We start from the raw sequence: 16,456 nt of genomic DNA on the forward strand, positions 1-16,456 counted from the left end.
CCGTCCGGGATTGATACCTCATTGAAAAAACGGAGCCTCTGGCTCCGTTTTTGCGTCTATCACACATCATGAACACGGGGGCCATCAGGCCCCCGTGTTGACTTTCCGGCCTGCGACTCAGCGCTGCAGGGCGGCCAGCGCCAGTTCGACCCGTCTGGCGTACTCGGGGTCGGCCTGCTCGAAGTGCCTGAGCTGGGCCGCGACGATGGCGTCATCCTCCACGTTGACCAGAGAGCGCGCCAGGTTGGCGGCCAGGCGCGTGCGCTGCCCCTCGTCCATCAGGCGGAACAGATCCCCCGGCTGGCTGTAGTAGTCGCTGTCGTAGTCGCGGAAATCGTAGTGCAGGGCGGCCCCTTCCAGACTCAGCGCCGGTTCGTGCTGCTCGCTCGGCTGCTGGGTGCCGAAGCGGTTCGGCTGGTAGTTGGGGCTGGCGCCGCCGTTGCTGTCCGCCCGCATGGCGCCATCGCGGTGGGCACCGTGGTGGAACGGGCAGCGCGGGGCGTTGACCGGCAGCAAACCGTGGTTGACGCCGAGGCGATAGCGCTGGGTGTCACCGTAGGAAAACAGGCGGCCCTGCAGCATGCGATCCGGCGAGAAGCCGATGCCGGGCACCACGTTGGCCGGGGTGAAGGCGGCCTGCTCCACGTGGGCGAAGTAGTTGTCCGGGTTCTGGTTGAGCTCCAGCACGCCGACCGGGATCAGCGGGTAGTCCTTGTGGGGCCACACCTTGGTGAGGTCGAACGGGTGGATCGGGTAGGTCTGGGCTTCGGCCTCCGGCATCACCTGCACATAGACCTTCCAGCGCGGGAAGTCGCCCCGTTCGATGGCGTTGAACAGATCGGCCTGACTGGTCTCCCGATCCTGGCCGACGGCGGTGGCGGCCTCTTCATCGGTGTAGAAGCTGTGGCCCTGCTCGGTCTTGAAGTGGAACTTGACCCAGAAGCGCTCGTTGGCATCGTTGATAAAGCTGAAGGTGTGGCTGCCGTAGCCGTTCATCTCCCGCAGGCTCCTGGGGATGCCGCGATCGCTGAACAGTATGGTGACCTGATGCAGGGACTCGGGATGGCGAGACCAGAAGTCCCAGGCGGCGGTGGCGCTGCGCAGGTTGGTGCGCGGATCCCGCTTCTGGGTGTGGATGAAGTCGGGGAATTTCAGCGGGTCGCGAATGAAGAACACCGGGGTGTTGTTGCCCACCAGATCCCAGTTGCCCTGCTCGGTGTAGAACTTGAGGGCGAAGCCGCGCACGTCGCGCTCGGCGTCGGCGGCGCCCTTCTCACCGGCCACGGTGGAGAAGCGCAGGAACACCGGGGTCTGCTTGCCGACGGCATTGAACAGGTCGGCCTTGCTGAAGGCGCTGATGTCATGGGTCACGGTGAAGGTGCCGTAGGCGCCCGAGCCCTTGGCGTGAACCACCCGCTCGGGAATGCGCTCGCGGTCGAAGTGGGCGAGTTTCTCCATCAACCAGATGTCTTGCATCAAGACGGGGCCGCGCGGGCCGGCGGTGAGGCTGTTGTTGTTGTCGACGACGGGGGCACCGTTGGCGCTGTGCAGGGTCTTGTCGGTCATGGGGCATCTCCTTGTGATGAGCCGCCAGACTAGGGGAAGGGCGCGCCCGGCTCCAATGGAGTGTGCCTAACCCTTTGATTGGTTTCGCTGATGGGGGGTGGAAACGAACGCCAGCCTTGCGGCAAGATGGGACTCTGCCAACCAGGAGGTCTCATGTCCATCACCATTCGCCGCGCCGGTCCCGAGGACGCCCCCGCCCTGCGCGATCTCTACGCCATGCCCCAGGCCCAGGCCGGCACCCTGCAACTCCCCTTTGCCTCGCTGCATCACTGGCAGCAGCGGCTCGAACCGCGCGACGGCGTCACCGTGCTGGTGGCCGAGTCCGATGGCCTCGTGGTGGGTAACCTGACCCTGTGGCAAGAGCCCAACCCGCGCCGGCGCCATGTGGCGGGCCTCGGCATGGCGGTGCGCGACGACTGGGCCGGGCGCGGCGTGGGCAGCGCCCTGATGGCGGCCGCCATCGACCTGGCGGATAACTGGCTCGGACTGACCCGCCTCGAGCTGACCGTGTGGAGTGACAACGAGGCGGCGCAGGCCCTCTATCGCAAGGTTGGGTTCGTGCAGGAGGGGATAGCCCGGGAATACGGCATGCGCCACGGCCAGCTGATGGACACCCTCTACATGGCCAGGCTGCGCCCATGATCGACTACCGTCGCCGCCTGCTGCCGGTGGTACGGGCGCTGGAGCGCAAGGAGGGACACGCATGGGACGGGCTGCTCCCCTATGCTGAAGACCTCTCATCGGCAAGGAGCAACACCATGAAAACCGTCGAGATGGACGCCCGCACCCTGGCCTATATCCGGGTCACCGGCCCCTATGGGGAAGGGTATGACGCCGTCTGCCACCGCCTGCACCAGTGGGCCGCGCCCCGCGCTCTGGAAGGGGGGGAGTGGATCTTCATCTACCACGACAACCCCGAGGTGACGCCGCCGGCCCAGTGCCGCACCGACATCGGCATCACGGTGCCGGCAGGCACCCAGGGGACGGGGGAGGTGGAAACTCAGCTCATTCCCGCCGGGCGCTACGCCCAGTCCCGCTACCTCATCACGGATCGCAGCCAGTACGGGCCACGCTGGCAGGAGCACATCGGCGATATCGTCGCGGCCGGGCTCGCCTTTGGCGACGGCCCCTGCTTCGAGCTCTATCACAGCGTGAGCAACGCTCCCCTGCGCGATGATGTGAGCTTCTGCTCCAGCGTGCGCTAAAGGTGCGGCAATAAAACGAGGCGCCCAAAGGCGCCTCGTTTTATTGGGGGTGGGTGGCCCCATCTCGGCGACACCTTCATCCCGTGTAGCAGGCCGCCCGTATCAGGGCACAGCCGACCAAGGGGCGCTTGTTCAGGACTGGCTGGGCACCTTGTCCCGACGGGATTTCCACCACCAGCGCAGGCGGATCTGGGAGATGAGCATGCCCGCCAGCATCAGGGCGCAGCCGACGATGGCTCGTTCGTCCAGGTGCTCTCCCAGCAGCAGCACGCCGCCGATGGCGGCGAACACCGTCTCCAGGCTGAGGATGATGGCGGCGTGGGCCGGGTGGGCCCCGCGCTGCCCCACCACCTGCAGGGTATAGCCGATGCCGACCGAGACCAGGCCCGCATAGAGCAGCGCCTGCCAGCCCGCCAGGGCGCCGCTCACCGTCGGTGTTTCGATGACGAAGGCGGTGGCCAGGCTCAGCAGGCCGCACACCACGAACTGCACGCCGGCAAGGCGAATGGGGGCGACCCGGTTCGAGTAGTGATCCAGCACCAGCAGGTGCACGGCCCAGAACAGAGCCCCCACCACCTGCAACAGATCGCCGTAGCCTATGGTGAACTCCTCGGTGACGCTGAGATAATAGAGCCCGGCCATGGCGATGAGGGCGCCGACCCAGGTGTTGGCCCCCGTCTTGTGGCGCAGGGCCAGGCCGATGACGGGCACCAGTATGATGTAGAGGCCGGTGATGAAACCCGCCTTGGCGGCCGTGGTATAGAGCAGCCCCACCTGTTGCAGGGAGGCGGCGGAGAAGAGCACCCCGCCGGCGATCAGCCCCCCCGTCAGCAGCAGGCGGCGATCACCGGCCGGCTGCCCGGGCTGGCGTGACTTGAGCCACCACAGCAGGGGCAGCAGGGAGAGGGCGCCGAGCAGGAAGCGCAGGCCGTTGAAGGTGAAGGGCCCCATGTGATCCATCCCCAGGCGCTGGGCGACGAAGCCCAGCCCCCAGATGGCGGCGGCCATCAATAACATCATGTTTGAACGCATACGGAATCATCCCTGAGAAAGAGTCGCGGTGGCACTCGGGCCCCTCTCAGTACGATACCCGTGTGCGGGGGGCTTTGTCGCCGGTCATTTGCACGCTGACCGGGGGTCAGCGACTGGCCAGCCTGGCGAGCAGGGGCAGCAGGGCGAGCAGCAGCAGGTTGCCCCTGAGGATCCAGATCACCCAGAGCTGCTGCTGGGTGGAGACGATGGGGGCACGCCCCTGGCGCAGGGAGCGGCGCCAGCGATGGAACAGCCGGCTGGGGTAGCCGAAGCTGAGGGCCATGACGAAGAACAGCAGCAGCTTGGTGCGATAGCCGGGGTTGGCGAGCAGGGTGGCGGGGGGCTGCGGGTGGGCGAGCACCAGCAGCAGGCCGGTGATGAAGATGAGCAGCAGGGCCAGCGCGGCCAGGCTGTCCGCCAGCAGCAGCTTGCGCACCTGGTCGATGGACATGCCGCGCCGGAACAGAAAATACTCCGAGGTGATGGCGCCGGTCAGGGTGATCACGGCGCAGTAATGGAGCGCGGTCAGCAGATCCGGGTTCAACATCCAAGCCAGTTCCTTCTCGTCGGCCACATGGCACGCTTCCCTTTGGACGCCATCAGGCGGGGCTGATATTCTGACACTACACGGCCTCAGGGGATAGCAGGAGTCAGGGTTGGATAAGCGAGCAGTCTCCAAAAAAACCTGGTCCCTGGTTGCCCGGATGCGCCTGGGCCTGCTTCTGCTCTTCATCCCCGTGCTGATGCTGGGGGCCATCTACTACCTGCACATGGAGCGCAGCCTGCAACGGGAGTTGCAGCAGCGCCTGCTCGCCACCAATCACCAGTTGCGCCACGTCTTCATCGAGCCTTATCTCCATGAGCTGGAGCGCCAGTTCTCCCTCATCTACGACCGGGTGAGGGTGGAGGACATCAGCGGTCCCCGGCTGCTCAACACCGAGACCTATCTCAGGGAGTGGCGCCTCTACAAGGGGGTCATGGCGGATCTCGTCTACATCTATGTGGGCACCGCCGAGCGCCAGATGCTGATCTATCCCGCCTGGCAGGCGGATGCCGGTTTCGACCCCAGGACGCGCCCCTGGTATCAGCTGGCCAGCCAGCATCTGGGGGAGATGGTCTGGACCGAACCCTACTACGACTACACCAACGGCAACCTGGTGATCGCGCTTGCACGGGCCATCACCGACAAGGAGGGCAGGGTGCGCGGCGTCTTCGCGGTCGATGCCATCCTGGCTCCCTTCTCCGCCCAGCTGAACCGTCAGTGGAACAGCGGTTACCAGATGATCGTCAACCAGTCCGGCAAGGTGCTGACCCATCCCGACCCGTCCCGGTTGCTCAAACCCATGACGCACCCGAGCTGGCTCTCCCGTTTCAACGGGGCGGATGGCATCTTCCTGGATCCTGAGTCGCGGCAGTTCGTGGCCTACAGCCGGCTGCCGGAGCGCAACTGGGTGCTGATCAGCGTGCTGCCGGCTTCCAGCATCCAGGCCGTGGTGGCGAGCGCCTCTCTCAACGTGCTCGGGATCATCGTCCTTGCCAGCGTGCTCTACGTGGTGCTGGCGCTGATCTGGTCCCGGTACTTCAGGCGCATGGTGGACGAAATTTCCACCCGGATCCGCGCCAGCAGGACGCAACCGGAAGGGCTGTCCCACGGGGGGATGCGCGAGCTCAGGCACGTCTATGCCGAGCTGGCCGAGGTGAGCAAGGATTACCACGAGGCGCGCCAGCAGGCGAACCTGGACAAGCTGACCGGCCTCTACAACCGCCGCTTCTTCGACGAGCGTCTGAACCGGTTGCTGCTCGATCAGCATCCCTTCTGCCTGGCCATGATCGATCTGGATGGCTTCAAGCGGGTCAATGATACCTATGGTCACCAGACCGGGGACGTGGTGCTCAAGCGGGTGTCGAGCCTGGGCGCCCGATTGCTGGGGGATCATGGCTGGGTCTGCCGCTACGGCGGCGAGGAGCTGGTGGTGCTGTTCGCCAACCCGGACGTCCACTTCTGCCTGATGCTGCTTGAGCAGTTTCGCAAGGGGGTGGAGTCACTGGACTGGCGCGAGCCCGGCCTTGGGATCACCTTCAGCGGCGGCCTGGTGGCGAGCGCCCCCGGGATGGATGCCAGGCACCTGCTGGCCATGGTCGATGCCGAGGTCTACCGGGCCAAGCGGGATGGCAAGAACCGCATCCATCTGGGGGAGGCCGCGCCGTCGAACGGCTTGCCGTCAGACGACGGCATGCTGAGCAAGGAAGAGGCCTGAGGGCCTCTTCCTCGTCTGGAGGGTCAGGCCTGCCCGGACCAGTGGAGCAGGGGCCAGCCCAGCTCCGAGGCGCAATGGCGCAGCGCGGGGGCCGGATTGACCGCATGGGGATGGCTCACCGCCCGCAGCATGGGCAGATCGTTGTGGGAGTCGCTGTAGCCAAAGCTCCCCTGCCAGGGGTTGTCCCGCCCGGCAAAGAGCTGGTTGATGCGGGCCACCTTGCCCTCGCGAAAACTCAGGGTGCCGCGGGTCTGGCCGGTCAGCATCCCCGACTCTTCATCGAGCAGGATGGCGACGCAGTGATCCATTCCCAGCATCTTTGCCATGGGCGCCACCAGATGCTCGCCGGAGGCGGAGATGAGCACCAGCTCGTCGCCCCGCTCCCGATGCCACTCGATGCGCGCCAGCCCTTCGGGGTAGAGGCGCTCGCGCAGCACCTGCTCGGCGAAGTGGTGGCACTGCTGATCCAGCCACTGGCGCGACCTGCCCGCCAGCGGCTGCAGGGTGAAGGCCATGTACTGGTGCATGTCCATCTTGCCCTGGTGGTAGAGGGACATCATAGCCTGCTCCTCCGCGATCATGCTGGCGGGAGCAAGCTCCTCGGCCACCATGTACTCCAGCCAGAGGCTGGCGGAATCCCCGGCAATCAGGGTCTCGTCCAGATCAAACAGTGCCAGTGCCATGGGCGCTCCTCGTAGTGAAAATGGAAATGAAATGCTGCCTCATGCTACCTCACAGAGCTGATCCCGGGCCACCGCCAGGGTCACGGCGCCGCCCACCGGCCACAGATCCCGGGCCGAGCGGTTGAGGCAATCCACCGTCAACAGCCCCGCCTCGCACTCCACCTGATAGCGGATGACGTTGCCGAGCAGCTGTCGCTGGCGAACGATGCCGGGCAGGCTGGGCTCGCTGCTGGTCGCCCCGGCGGGCAGCAGGGTGATGGACTCCGGTCGCAGCGCCAGCTTGCCCTGAAAACGGGGGCCGAACAGCGACTTGCCCTGCTCGGCGCCGAGCAGGTTGTAGTTGCCGATAAAGCCCGCCACAAACTCGCTGGCGGGTCTGGTGTAGATCTCCTCCGGCGTGCCGCTCTGCACGATGGATCCCTTGTTCATCAGGAAGATCCGGTCCGACATGGTCAGCGCCTCCTCCTGATCGTGAGTCACGAAGAGGGTGGTGAGCTCAAGGCGCTGCTGGATCTCGCGGATCTGCTGGCGCAGGCTGCGGCGGATGCGGGCATCCAGCGCCGAGAGCGGCTCGTCCAGCAGCAGGATCCTTGGCCGTACCACCAGAGCCCGGGCCAGCGCCACCCGCTGGCGCTGGCCGCCGGATAGCTCACTCGGATAGCGGCGCTCGAAACCGGTCAGCTCCACCAGCTCCAGCGCCTCTTGCACGCTGGCGGCCAGCGCCCGCCCCGGCTGGGGTTTCATCTTGAGGCCGAAGGCGACGTTGTCCCACACCGTCATGTTGGGGAACAGCGCATAGCTCTGGAACACCATGCCGATGCCCCGCTTCTGGGGTTCCTGCCAGGTGATGTCTTCACCGGCCACCCGCACCTGACCACCATCCACCGGGGTGAGCCCGGCCAGCGCCCGCAGCAGGGTTGACTTACCGCAGCCGGAGGGGCCGAGCAGGGTCACCAGCTCCCCCTTGCGGATGCCGAATTCGATCCCCTCGAACACCCTGGTGTCGCCGTAGGATTTGTGCAGTTGATTTACTTCTAAATGGAACATGTTGATTCACCGATGAAATCTGTTGGCCGCCCAGGTGAGCAGCAGGGTCAGCAGGAAGTAGCTCATCACCAGGGCGCTGGTGAAATGGCCCGAGGTGGCACGCATGTTGTAGAGGTAGACCTGCAGGGTTTCGTAACGGGTGCCCACCAGCATGTTGGCAAACACGAACTCGCCGAGCAGGAAGGAGAGCGAGAGAAACAGTGCCGCCAGCAGCCCCTTGCGCAGGCAGGGGATCACCACCAGCAGGAAGGCGCGGGCACTGCTCGCCCCCAGCAGATGGGCGGCATCCATCAGATCCTTCAGCGGTACCCCCTGCAAACTGTTGGCCAGCGCCCGGTACATGAAGGGCAGCACCACGGTGAACCAGGTGCCGATGAGGATCCACGGCGTGCCGATGATGGGCAGGACACCGTCGGCGTAGATCTGCAGCAGCCCCACCGAGGAGACCACAGGTGGCACCGCGAAGGGGAGCAGGATCAGCAGGTTCATCCAGGGATCCAGCTTCGGGAAGTAGTAGGCCACCACCAGCACGGTCGGTACCAGCACCAGGGTCCCCAGCAGCAGGGTGGCGAAACAGACCAGGAGGCTTCGGCCAAAGGCCGCGAGAAAGCGCGGATCGCCCCACAGCTTCAGATACCAGTCGAGGGTGAAGCCGTCCGGCAGCAGGGTGGCCCCCCAGCGGGTGGAGATGGAGTAGAGAAAGGTGGCCAGCAGCGGCAGCAGCAGGGTGGCCACCAGGGCCCCCAGCACCCAGCGCGGCCAGCCCGGTTTCAAATCATGCATGGGATTGCCCCTTGTTCACGTAGCTCTTTTTCAGCAGCCACTGGTTGGCGGCCGTCACCACCCCCAGCAGCACCATCAGGATCACCGCCAGCGCCGCTGCCATGTTCGGCTCGAGGAAGATGTCGCCGGAGACCAGGCTGGCCACCCGGATGGTCACCAGGTTGAAGTTGCCGGTGGTGAGGGCATAGGCGGAGGCATAGGCCCCCACAGCGTTGGCAAACAGGATGATCAGGGTGCCGAGCAGCGCAGGCGTCAGCACCGGCAGCGCCACGTGCCACACGTATTGCCCCTTGCTCGCCCCCAGCAGCGCGGCGGCCCGGGGCCACTCATCCTGCAGGGCATCGAAGGCTGGGTAGAGCAGCAGCAGGGCGAGCGGGATCTGGAAGTAGGTGTAGATGAGGATAAGGCCGCTGCCGGAGTAGAGGTTGAAGCCGTCGATCCAGCCCCAGGATTTCAGCAACAGAGTGACCGCTCCGTTGGTACCGAGAATGATGATAAAGGCGAACGCCAGCGGCACCCCGCTGAAGTTGCCCGTCATGGTGACGAAGGCCAGCAGCAGCCGCTTGACCCGCTCGCCGCTGTGGCGCAGCGCGGCCGACCCCAGGGTGCCGATGGCAAGCCCCGCCAGACTGGCGATGCCGGCGATGCGCAGGGAGTTGCCGAAGGACTGCAGGTAGAAGGGGGAGCTCAAAATCTCCCGGTAATGGTCGAGGCCCCAGCCATCCGGGGTCTGAAAGCTGCCCACCAGCACCCACACCATGGGAGCGAGCTGGAACAGGATCATCAGCAGGATAAACGGCAGCAGCACCAGGGCCGGCAGCCAGTGGCGGCGCACCTTGTGCTTGGTTGCCACGGGTTGATCCGCGAGGATCTCGGTGGTGGCAGGCATCATCAGTGCACCTCGCGCATAAAGGCCGCCTTGAGCAGCGGTGGCGCTGCCGGCTTGTCGTGGGGCAGGCCCAGCAGGTCGGCCATCAGGGCGCAGAGCTGGGTCTGGGCAACAGCCACCTCATCCGGCCAGCGCTCGACGAAGGCGTCGCCAAACAGCCAGAGCGGCACGGTGCGCTCTTCGGGCAGGGTGCCGCCGTGGCTGAGATCCTCGTTCATGCCGTGATCCGAGGTGATCACCACCTGATACCCCTCTGCCAGCCACTGGGGCAGCAGGTCGGCCAGCAGGCTGTCCATGCGGCGCGCCTGGTTGCGGTACTGGCGTGAGTCGAGGCCAAACTGGTGACCCGCATCGTCCACCCCCATGGGGTGGAGCAGCAGAAAATCGGGGTCATACTGGCTGCGCAGCCACTCGCCGTCCATCAGCAGATGGCTGTCGGGGTAGGCGTCATCCCAGTAGAAGCAGCCGTGCTGGATGGGCAGCTGCTCGTCGTGAGTGAAGCGATCGCGGGCCGCCAGCCAGGGGCTCTGGTTGTAGAGCTCGCTCACCCAGTAATAGGCCGCGGCCGCGGTGCGTTTGCCCGCGGCGCGGGCCAGATGGAAGATGGAGTCATGCAGGCTGAGGCGACTCACCCCGTTGTGGGTGATGCCGCTCGCCACCGGCGGCACGCCGGTCAGGATGCACTCGTAGAGGGGCCGGGAGAGAGACGGCAGGGCAGCATTCAGGGTCGTATGCAGGCCCCGCCCCGCCTCTACCATGCCACCGAGGTAGCCCATGCAGTGGGCTACCTCGGCTGCCAGACCATCCACAAGTACCACTATCACCTTGTGTTGCACTGGCCGCTCCTTACTGCATATGGATCATGACGTTCTCTTGCCACTGACGCGGCAGGGCCTTGGAGCTCTGCTCCCAGGCGGCGTGATCCTGCACCGGCTTGGCATTGGCATACTGTTCGGCAGGCAGCAGCTTGGCCTTGACGTCATCCGGCAGGGTCACGTTGCTGCGGATGGGGCGGGCGTAGCCACGGGCCAGGTTGATTTGCCCCGCATCGGAGAGGATGTATTCACGGGCCAGCTTGGCGGCGTTGGGGTTCTTGGCCCACTTGTTGATGATGGTGGTGTAGCCGGCGATGACGGATCCGTCGCTCGGGATCACCACATCAAACTTCCTGGGGTCGATCTGGTCGCGGTAGTTCAGGGCGTTGAAGTCCCACAGCACGCCCACTTCCACCTCGCCCTTCTCGATGTTGGCGATGGTCGGGTCGTTCAGCGACAGGCGACCCTGCTTGGCCAGCTGACCGAACAGCTCCAGCGCGGGTTTCAGATTCTTCTCGCTGCCGCCGGTGGCGTAGGCCGCCGCCAGCACGCCGTTGTTGGCCTGGGAGGCCACGCCCACGTCACCCAGGGTTACCTTGTAGTCGCCGCCCAGCAGGGATTGCCAGCTGGTGGGGGCGGCCTTGACCAGATCCTTGTTGATCAGGAAGGCGATGGTGCCGGTATAGGCCAGCATCCAGTGGCCGTCGGCGTCCTTGGCCCAGTTCGGAATGTCGGCCCAGGTGGAGGGCTTGTAGGGCTGGGTGACCCCCTGCTGGACCGCGACCGGGCCGAAGGCACCGCCCACGTCGCCGATGTCGGCGGTGGCGTTGGCCTTCTCGGCGGCGAACTTGGCGATCTCCTGGGCCGAGCTCATGTCGGTATCCTGATGCTTGATGCCGTAGAGGCTGCCGAGCTGCTGCCAGGTGTCCTTCCAGTTGGCCCAGCTGTCGGGCATGCCGACGCTCTGGAGCTGGCCTTCGCCGCGGGCGGCTTTTTCCAGGTCCGCGATATTCTCGGCTGCATAGAGCGGCTGACTGATGGCCGCCAGGGCCAGTGCACTTGCGATCACGCTTTTCATCATCATCCCATCCCTCTGGACTAGGTCAGTTAAGGTTCGAGAGGGATGCTAGAGGGGGAATATGACGGTGGCGGGGCGCTTTGATGGCAATTTGATGACATGTCGACCTGTCACCGGGCTGTCATCCCGCGGGGGTACAACTCCGGGTGACAGCCGCTGGTCTATGCCAGCCATGAGCCACAGGAACCTGACAGTGACCGACAGCCGAATCCCCTCCAAGTGCGAACAGATTTGCCGGACCTTGCGCCGCTACATCGGCAGCGGCCAACTGGCCCCGGGGCAGCAGTTGCCCGCCGAGCGGGCGCTCAGCGAGCGCTTCGCCACCACCCGCATCACCATCAAGGAGGCGCTTTCCAGCCTCGAAGCGGACGGCCTCATCTACCGTGCCGAGCGGCGCGGCTGGTTTGTGGCGCCGCCCAGGCTCACCTATGACCCCGCCATCCACACCCACTTTCACCAGTGGATCGGCGAGCAGCAGCGCACCGCCGAGACCCAGGTGCTGGCCCACGGCAAGGCGATTGCCAGCAGCGAGCTGTGCAGCCGGATGGGGCTGGCCCCCTTCACGCCGCTTTATGAAATCCGCCGCCTGCGTTTCATCGACGGCCGCCCCGTGCTGCACGTCAGCCACCATCTGCTGGCGAGCCGCTTCCCCGATATCGCGAACGCCCCCCTGGCGGACTCCCTCACCGAGCTCTATGCGCAGCGCTATGGCATAGGCCAGGGCGGGGCCAGCCTCGAGATCACCCCTTCGGCGGCGCGGGGAGAGATAGCCCGCGCCCTCAATCTGGCGGAGGGGAGCGCCGTGCTGCGGCTGGTGCGGGTCAACTACGACGAGTGGGGAGCGCTGGTGGATTGCGATATCGAGCACTGGCGGCCGGATGCCATTCGCATCTGCCTCGATACCCGGGTGTTGCAGCCGCTCGCAGGCAAACTACAGCAAACCCAGCTTGCCGATTAGGGAAATAGCCAGAGCACTGACGGGCACAGTGGCCATTCGCATCTGCCTCGATACCCGGGCGGTAGAACCGGTCTTGGGCAGATCGCAGCCAGTTCAACTTGCCGAGTAGCGGGCCGCCAGCGCCGCGGATCCCGCAGGATCCGCCGGGATCAGTTGTCGATGTTGGGGATCAGATCGTCGAAGCTCTGGTAGCCGCAGTCCGCCAGTTGCAGGGACATGGTGTAGGTCTTGCTGCCCTCCCGCTGGCCGATGGCGGGACGGTTTAGCTTGAGCTCCTGGTGCCAGTACTCCTTCATGCGATCGATCAGCGCCATGGCCTCGGGTTCGTCCAGGTGAAGCTGGCACAGCGCCATGTAGTTGTTGGGCTTGTGCATGTTCTCCACCAGATAGTCCCCCAGCACCGACATGGCCTGGCGCGCCTGCTGGCGGGCGAAGCGGCTGTGCTGCTCGAAGCTGATCCGCTCGCTGATGAGGAAGTGGTAGCTGTTGTCGATGCCGAGCTGCAGGATGCCGAGCTTCTCCAGCTTGCGCAGATAGAGGTAGCAGGAGGCGTCGGTCAGGCCGTACTCCCGCTTGAGATCGATCAGCGTCTTGTCACGCCAGAAGATGTTGGCGAGGAAGGCGTAGAGCCCGGGCTCCTTGTGGAATGCCTCGTCCTGCTCCTGGGTGAAGACGGCGCGCCGGCTCTGGGCATCCTGGGTGCGATCCAGCAGCTCCTCGAACGAGAGCCCCACCAGGTGGCAGATTTCCAGCAGGGTGTCGAATGGCAGGGAGGGCTTGTTCATCATGCGCTTCACGGTGGCGATGGAAACCCCCATGGCTTCGGCCAGGGTCTGGTAGCGGATCCCCTTGTCGGTGAGCGTCTTCTTCAGGGTGTCGAGGATGTGATTGGCCAGGGTCTGGCTGTAGGTCATGCAACTATTCCTTTATCTGCATTTTTAGTCGTGTCAGAAAATGAGTGGTTTGTCTGTATTGGGCTCAATTTTTGACACCTAGAAAAACCAGAGGAGAGTAACCCGGTGATGACGGCTGAAATGGCCTGACCAGTTGTGGTGCAAGGTGGCAGAAAGTGACACTCGGTGGTGCATATCCTTCAACCTTTCAACATTTTGCTGGTGATGCATATTACATCGCACATAATTCAACACGAATCGGATTCAATACCTTCCTGGTTGAGAAAACGATTGTTTGCTTCCAATTTAAGGGTTTTTTTAACCGCAAGGTTTTATTCTTTCCTGGCATTGAGCGGAACTCGCAAGAGGTCCGCTTTTTTTCTTTTCCCCGAATCTGAGCCCGCCGTCAAGAAAGAGGCGCAGTTTTGGAGCTTCCTGCGCCACCGACCCCGGGAGACAGGCCCTTATTCCCCCTTGCAGGGGAACAGCTTGGGGATCTCCCGCACCAGCCAGCTCTTGGCCTTGCCCATGGTGTCCCGCCGCCAGGCCAGCACGACCTGGATCTGGTGGCGATACTCGGGGCTGATCACCTTGAGTCTGCCCGCCTTGATGTCCTCTTCGATCCAGCTCTGCGGCATGGTGCCGATGCCGAGCCCCGCCAGCAGGGCGTCCCGTTTCTCCCCCATGGTGCTGACGGTGAGGCGCGGCTGCTTGTCCAGCAGGCGATAGGTGAGCACCGGCTTGCGCAGCGCCGTGTCGGCCACCGCGATGGCGCGATGGCGGCGCAGGGTCTCGTCCGCCAGGGGCTCGGGCTCCAGGTGCAGGGGGTGATCCGGGTGGGCGACGTAGAGCATCACCTCCTCCTGCAGCGGCTGATGCTTGATGCCGGTCAGGGTGATGTCGGGGTTGAGGGAGGAGATGAGCAGGTCGGCGCGGCCATCCTCCAGACACTCCCAGCTGCCGGCCAGCACCTCGGCCCGCAGTCGCAGCCGGGTATCCGTCAGCTCGGCCAGCCGCTCCACCAGGGGGTAGAGCGCCTGCAGGGGGACCAGGGCGTCGACGGCGATGGTGATGTCGGTCTCCCAGCCCCGGGCCAGGGCCCGGGTCTCCCCCACCAGGTGCTCGGCCGCGTCCAGCAGCACCCGGCCCCGCTCCAGCAGCATGCGCCCGGCCGGGGTGAACTTGGTCCTGTGGCCGCTGCGATCGAACAGCATGGCGTCCAGCTCGTCCTCCAGCTTCTGCACCGTGTAGCTCAGGGCGGAGGGGACCTTGCCCAGCTCGTCGGCCGCCGCCGCGAAGCTCCCACGGCGATCGATGGCATCCAGCACCCGGATCGCCTCCAGAGTCAGCGCCCGCTCCTTGTTCGATTCCTTGGCCATATCCAACCTTCAATTTTTTTGAATGTGTTTACCAGATTATCTCGCTAACAACTTATGGCAAGCCACTTTAATATTCAACCAACGCTTAGGCAGGAAGGCCAAGCGGCCAAATAAAAGGTAGTTCCGGGCTGAGACATCACAAAGAGCGATGTCTGATGTCGGTGAAAGAACAACATAGTATTTGAATGATCTCTTGCATGGATGCATTGATTCGGGCCACAGCGGCCTTGGCAATGACACAAAAACCAAGAGAGTGAAAGAACATGAAAAACGTAATCAAGATGCTGGCCGTTGCAGGCCTGATGACCGCAGGTGTTGCCCAGGCCTCCGTGCCGGCTGACTTCAATGCCGCCCCTGGCGTGCTGTTCGTCAACTGGAGCGCCACCGCCGCGATGGATGGCAAGGCCAACCCCATGCTGGAGGTGCGTGACGAGTCCGGTGATCTGCTGGCCTCCGTCCACGCCAGCCTGATGGGCACACAGCAGGTGCAGATCCCGAGCCGCACCCAGGGCAACCTGACGGTGAGCCTGGGCGACGAGAGCAGCAGCTACCGCATCCCCTTCGGTCTGGGTGACGGCCGCCAGCGTTAATGAACCACTTTGGTCAGTGAGGAGCACACCATGATGAAATTGAGAGCCGCAGAAGCACGGGGCAAGGCCAACTTTGGCTGGCTGGACGCCCGTCACAGCTTCTCCTTCGGTCACTACTATGACCCGGAATGGATGGGGCACTCGGCCCTGCGGGTCATCAACCAGGATCTGGTGGCGCCGGGTGGCGGTTTCGCGACCCACCCTCATGCCAACATGGAGATCCTCACCTGCGTGCTGAGCGGCGCCATAGAGCACAAGGACAGCCTCGGCCACGCCGAGCAGATCCCGGCGGGGGATTTCCAGCTGATGAGCGCAGGGTCCGGCATCCGGCACAGCGAGTACAACCCCTCGCACACCGAGCCGCTCTCCCTGCTGCAAATCTGGATCGAGCCGAACGAACACGGCACGACTCCCGGTTATCAGCAGAAGAAGATCGAAAGCAAACCCGGCATGACGCTGGTGGCGTCGCCGGATGGCGAGGCAGGATCCTTCAGGATCCGCCAGCAGGCCAAGGTATGGCGGCTGCAGCTCGCCGAAGGGGAGACCCTCGAGTGGGCATTGCAAGGACGTCATGGTTACCTGCATATGATTTCAGGGGAGCTGACTGGCAACGGTCTGGCTGCCCGACCCGGCGACGGCCTGCTCAGCCGTGACGAGTCGTCCTGGGTGCTCAAGGCTTCGAGCGAGAGTGAAGCCCTGCTGTTTGATCTGCCTTGATAGATAAATCTCGGCGAAATGAATGAGTTAACAATTAGCTCTTACACTGTTAATACCATGATGGTAAGCAAAGGAATCTGACGATGGACAAGATGAAAGATGTGGCACTGCTGGTGGGTCGTGTACTGCTGGCGCTGATGTTCGTGATTGCAGGCTGGGGCAAGATCGGCGGTTACGCCGGTACCCAGGGCTATATGGAAGCCATGGGCGTGCCCGGGTTCATGTTGCCCCTGGTGATCCTGCTGGAGCTGGGTGGCGGCCTCGCCATAGTGCTGGGCCTGTTTACCCGCAGCCTTTCCGTGCTGCTGGCCGGTTTCACCCTGATGGCGGCCTTCATCTTCCACTATCAGCCTGCGGATCAGATGCAGATGCTGATGTTCATGAAGAACCTCTCCGTGGCCGGTGGCTTCCTGGCCCTGGCGGCGGCCGGTGCAGGGGCCTTCAGCCTGGATGCCCGTCTCGGCAAGAACTGGTAATACCCCGCAAGTTCGAGTTTTCCAACGCCTTTTGGCCGGTGCCCAGCACCGGCTTTTTTATGCCCGTTCGCGGGCCTATGGCATTTG

17 protein-coding genes and 1 pseudogene are annotated in these 16,456 nt (G+C 64.3%); 7 read left to right on the plus strand and 11 right to left on the minus strand.

Annotation, left to right across the window (positions count from 1 at the left end; translation table 11 throughout):
* Nucleotides 1-117: 117 nt before the first annotated feature.
* Complete coding sequence (locus BN1132_RS01930; protein ID WP_042074491.1) at nucleotides 118-1,566, minus strand: catalase; 1,449 nt, start codon at nucleotides 1,564-1,566, stop codon at nucleotides 118-120.
* Nucleotides 1,567-1,719: 153 nt separating this feature from the next.
* On the opposite strand from BN1132_RS01930, the gene BN1132_RS01935 reads away from it, so the two are divergent.
* Both BN1132_RS01935 and BN1132_RS01940 read left to right on the plus strand, forming a co-directional pair.
* A complete protein-coding gene (locus BN1132_RS01935) occupies nucleotides 1,720-2,208 on the plus strand; it encodes a GNAT family N-acetyltransferase (protein ID WP_042074494.1) in 489 nt (162 codons plus the stop codon).
* A 38-nt stretch (nucleotides 2,209-2,246) separates the two neighbouring features.
* Nucleotides 2,247-2,771, plus strand: a pseudogene (locus tag BN1132_RS01940) (AraC family transcriptional regulator); the annotation flags it as partial.
* A gap of 132 nt (nucleotides 2,772-2,903) precedes the next feature.
* On the opposite strand, the gene BN1132_RS01945 reads toward BN1132_RS01940, so the two are convergent.
* Nucleotides 2,904-3,803, minus strand: a complete 900-nt coding sequence (locus BN1132_RS01945; RefSeq protein ID WP_042074498.1) for a DMT family transporter — start codon at nucleotides 3,801-3,803, stop codon at nucleotides 2,904-2,906.
* A gap of 106 nt (nucleotides 3,804-3,909) precedes the next feature.
* Nucleotides 3,910-4,350 carry a DUF2214 family protein gene (locus BN1132_RS01950; RefSeq protein WP_042074499.1) on the minus strand — a complete coding sequence of 147 codons (441 nt, stop codon included), beginning with the start codon at nucleotides 4,348-4,350 and terminating at the stop codon, nucleotides 3,910-3,912.
* A gap of 109 nt (nucleotides 4,351-4,459) precedes the next feature.
* On the opposite strand from BN1132_RS01950, the gene BN1132_RS01955 reads away from it, so the two are divergent.
* On the plus strand, nucleotides 4,460-6,061 hold the full coding sequence (locus BN1132_RS01955) for a sensor domain-containing diguanylate cyclase (protein ID WP_042074501.1): 1,602 nt from the start codon (nucleotides 4,460-4,462) through the stop codon (nucleotides 6,059-6,061).
* A 23-nt stretch (nucleotides 6,062-6,084) separates the two neighbouring features.
* On the opposite strand, the gene BN1132_RS01960 is transcribed toward BN1132_RS01955, so the two are convergent.
* The 6 genes from BN1132_RS01960 to BN1132_RS01985 are packed head-to-tail and all read right to left on the minus strand — an operon-like array spanning nucleotide 6,085 to nucleotide 11,356.
* Complete coding sequence (locus BN1132_RS01960) at nucleotides 6,085-6,744, minus strand: HAD family hydrolase (protein WP_042074504.1); 660 nt, start codon at nucleotides 6,742-6,744, stop codon at nucleotides 6,085-6,087.
* Between the two features lie 39 nt (nucleotides 6,745-6,783).
* Complete coding sequence (locus tag BN1132_RS01965) at nucleotides 6,784-7,791, minus strand: ABC transporter ATP-binding protein (protein ID WP_042074506.1); 1,008 nt, start codon at nucleotides 7,789-7,791, stop codon at nucleotides 6,784-6,786.
* 6 nt (nucleotides 7,792-7,797) lie between these two features.
* Complete coding sequence (locus tag BN1132_RS01970) at nucleotides 7,798-8,574, minus strand: ABC transporter permease (protein ID WP_042074508.1); 777 nt, start codon at nucleotides 8,572-8,574, stop codon at nucleotides 7,798-7,800.
* Complete coding sequence (locus BN1132_RS01975; protein ID WP_042074511.1) at nucleotides 8,567-9,466, minus strand: ABC transporter permease; 900 nt, start codon at nucleotides 9,464-9,466, stop codon at nucleotides 8,567-8,569. Before BN1132_RS01975 ends, BN1132_RS01970 begins: the two co-directional genes overlap by 8 nt.
* Nucleotides 9,466-10,299, minus strand: coding sequence for an alkaline phosphatase family protein (locus tag BN1132_RS01980; protein ID WP_042074513.1), 834 nt, complete (start codon nucleotides 10,297-10,299; stop codon nucleotides 9,466-9,468). Before BN1132_RS01980 ends, BN1132_RS01975 begins: the two co-directional genes overlap by 1 nt.
* Nucleotides 10,300-10,309: 10 nt before the next feature.
* Nucleotides 10,310-11,356, minus strand: coding sequence for an ABC transporter substrate-binding protein (locus BN1132_RS01985; protein WP_042074542.1), 1,047 nt, complete (start codon nucleotides 11,354-11,356; stop codon nucleotides 10,310-10,312).
* 172 nt (nucleotides 11,357-11,528) lie between these two features.
* Between BN1132_RS01985 and BN1132_RS01990 the strand changes: the two genes are divergently transcribed.
* The gene (locus tag BN1132_RS01990) at nucleotides 11,529-12,314 is read left to right on the plus strand and encodes a UTRA domain-containing protein (RefSeq protein WP_042074516.1); all 786 of its coding nucleotides are present in this window, start codon (nucleotides 11,529-11,531) and stop codon (nucleotides 12,312-12,314) included.
* Between the two features lie 149 nt (nucleotides 12,315-12,463).
* Here the strand turns inward: BN1132_RS01990 and BN1132_RS01995 are convergent, their stop codons facing one another.
* Both BN1132_RS01995 and BN1132_RS02000 read right to left on the minus strand, forming a co-directional pair.
* Nucleotides 12,464-13,228, minus strand: coding sequence for a helix-turn-helix domain-containing protein (locus BN1132_RS01995; protein WP_042074518.1), 765 nt, complete (start codon nucleotides 13,226-13,228; stop codon nucleotides 12,464-12,466).
* Nucleotides 13,229-13,671: 443 nt separating this feature from the next.
* Nucleotides 13,672-14,586 carry a LysR family transcriptional regulator gene (locus tag BN1132_RS02000; RefSeq protein ID WP_042074520.1) on the minus strand — a complete coding sequence of 305 codons (915 nt, stop codon included), beginning with the start codon at nucleotides 14,584-14,586 and terminating at the stop codon, nucleotides 13,672-13,674.
* Between the two features lie 263 nt (nucleotides 14,587-14,849).
* Here BN1132_RS02000 and BN1132_RS02005 point away from each other — a divergent pair, with 263 nt between their 5' ends.
* From BN1132_RS02005 to BN1132_RS02015, 3 genes are all read left to right on the plus strand, one after another.
* Complete coding sequence (locus BN1132_RS02005) at nucleotides 14,850-15,176, plus strand: hypothetical protein (RefSeq protein ID WP_042074523.1); 327 nt, start codon at nucleotides 14,850-14,852, stop codon at nucleotides 15,174-15,176.
* A gap of 30 nt (nucleotides 15,177-15,206) precedes the next feature.
* Nucleotides 15,207-15,893, plus strand: a complete 687-nt coding sequence (locus BN1132_RS02010) for a pirin family protein (RefSeq protein WP_042074543.1) — start codon at nucleotides 15,207-15,209, stop codon at nucleotides 15,891-15,893.
* A gap of 83 nt (nucleotides 15,894-15,976) precedes the next feature.
* Complete coding sequence (locus tag BN1132_RS02015) at nucleotides 15,977-16,369, plus strand: DoxX family protein (protein WP_042074524.1); 393 nt, start codon at nucleotides 15,977-15,979, stop codon at nucleotides 16,367-16,369.
* Nucleotides 16,370-16,456: the final 87 nt, after the last annotated feature.

Source organism: Aeromonas sanarellii (assembly GCF_000820085.1).
Taxonomy (GTDB): domain Bacteria; phylum Pseudomonadota; class Gammaproteobacteria; order Enterobacterales; family Aeromonadaceae; genus Aeromonas; species Aeromonas sanarellii.

Bases quoted from the DNA above. Each gene is read 5' to 3' on its own strand.
- BN1132_RS01930 (WP_042074491.1), bottom strand. From the start codon at position 1,566: ATGACCGACAAGACCCTGCACAGCGCCAACGGTGCCCCCGTCGTCGAC.
- BN1132_RS01935 (WP_042074494.1), top strand. From the start codon at position 1,720: ATGTCCATCACCATTCGCCGCGCCGGTCCCGAGGACGCCCCCGCCCTG.
- BN1132_RS01945 (WP_042074498.1), bottom strand. From the start codon at position 3,803: ATGCGTTCAAACATGATGTTATTGATGGCCGCCGCCATCTGGGGGCTG.
- BN1132_RS01950 (WP_042074499.1), bottom strand. From the start codon at position 4,350: ATGTTGAACCCGGATCTGCTGACCGCGCTCCATTACTGCGCCGTGATC.
- BN1132_RS01960 (WP_042074504.1), bottom strand. From the start codon at position 6,744: ATGGCACTGGCACTGTTTGATCTGGACGAGACCCTGATTGCCGGGGAT.
- BN1132_RS01965 (WP_042074506.1), bottom strand. From the start codon at position 7,791: ATGTTCCATTTAGAAGTAAATCAACTGCACAAATCCTACGGCGACACC.
- BN1132_RS01970 (WP_042074508.1), bottom strand. From the start codon at position 8,574: ATGCATGATTTGAAACCGGGCTGGCCGCGCTGGGTGCTGGGGGCCCTG.
- BN1132_RS01975 (WP_042074511.1), bottom strand. From the start codon at position 9,466: ATGATGCCTGCCACCACCGAGATCCTCGCGGATCAACCCGTGGCAACC.
- BN1132_RS01985 (WP_042074542.1), bottom strand. From the start codon at position 11,356: ATGAAAAGCGTGATCGCAAGTGCACTGGCCCTGGCGGCCATCAGTCAG.
- BN1132_RS01990 (WP_042074516.1), top strand. From the start codon at position 11,529: ATGAGCCACAGGAACCTGACAGTGACCGACAGCCGAATCCCCTCCAAG.
- BN1132_RS01995 (WP_042074518.1), bottom strand. From the start codon at position 13,228: ATGACCTACAGCCAGACCCTGGCCAATCACATCCTCGACACCCTGAAG.
- BN1132_RS02000 (WP_042074520.1), bottom strand. From the start codon at position 14,586: ATGGCCAAGGAATCGAACAAGGAGCGGGCGCTGACTCTGGAGGCGATC.
- BN1132_RS02005 (WP_042074523.1), top strand. From the start codon at position 14,850: ATGAAAAACGTAATCAAGATGCTGGCCGTTGCAGGCCTGATGACCGCA.
- BN1132_RS02010 (WP_042074543.1), top strand. From the start codon at position 15,207: ATGATGAAATTGAGAGCCGCAGAAGCACGGGGCAAGGCCAACTTTGGC.
- BN1132_RS02015 (WP_042074524.1), top strand. From the start codon at position 15,977: ATGGACAAGATGAAAGATGTGGCACTGCTGGTGGGTCGTGTACTGCTG.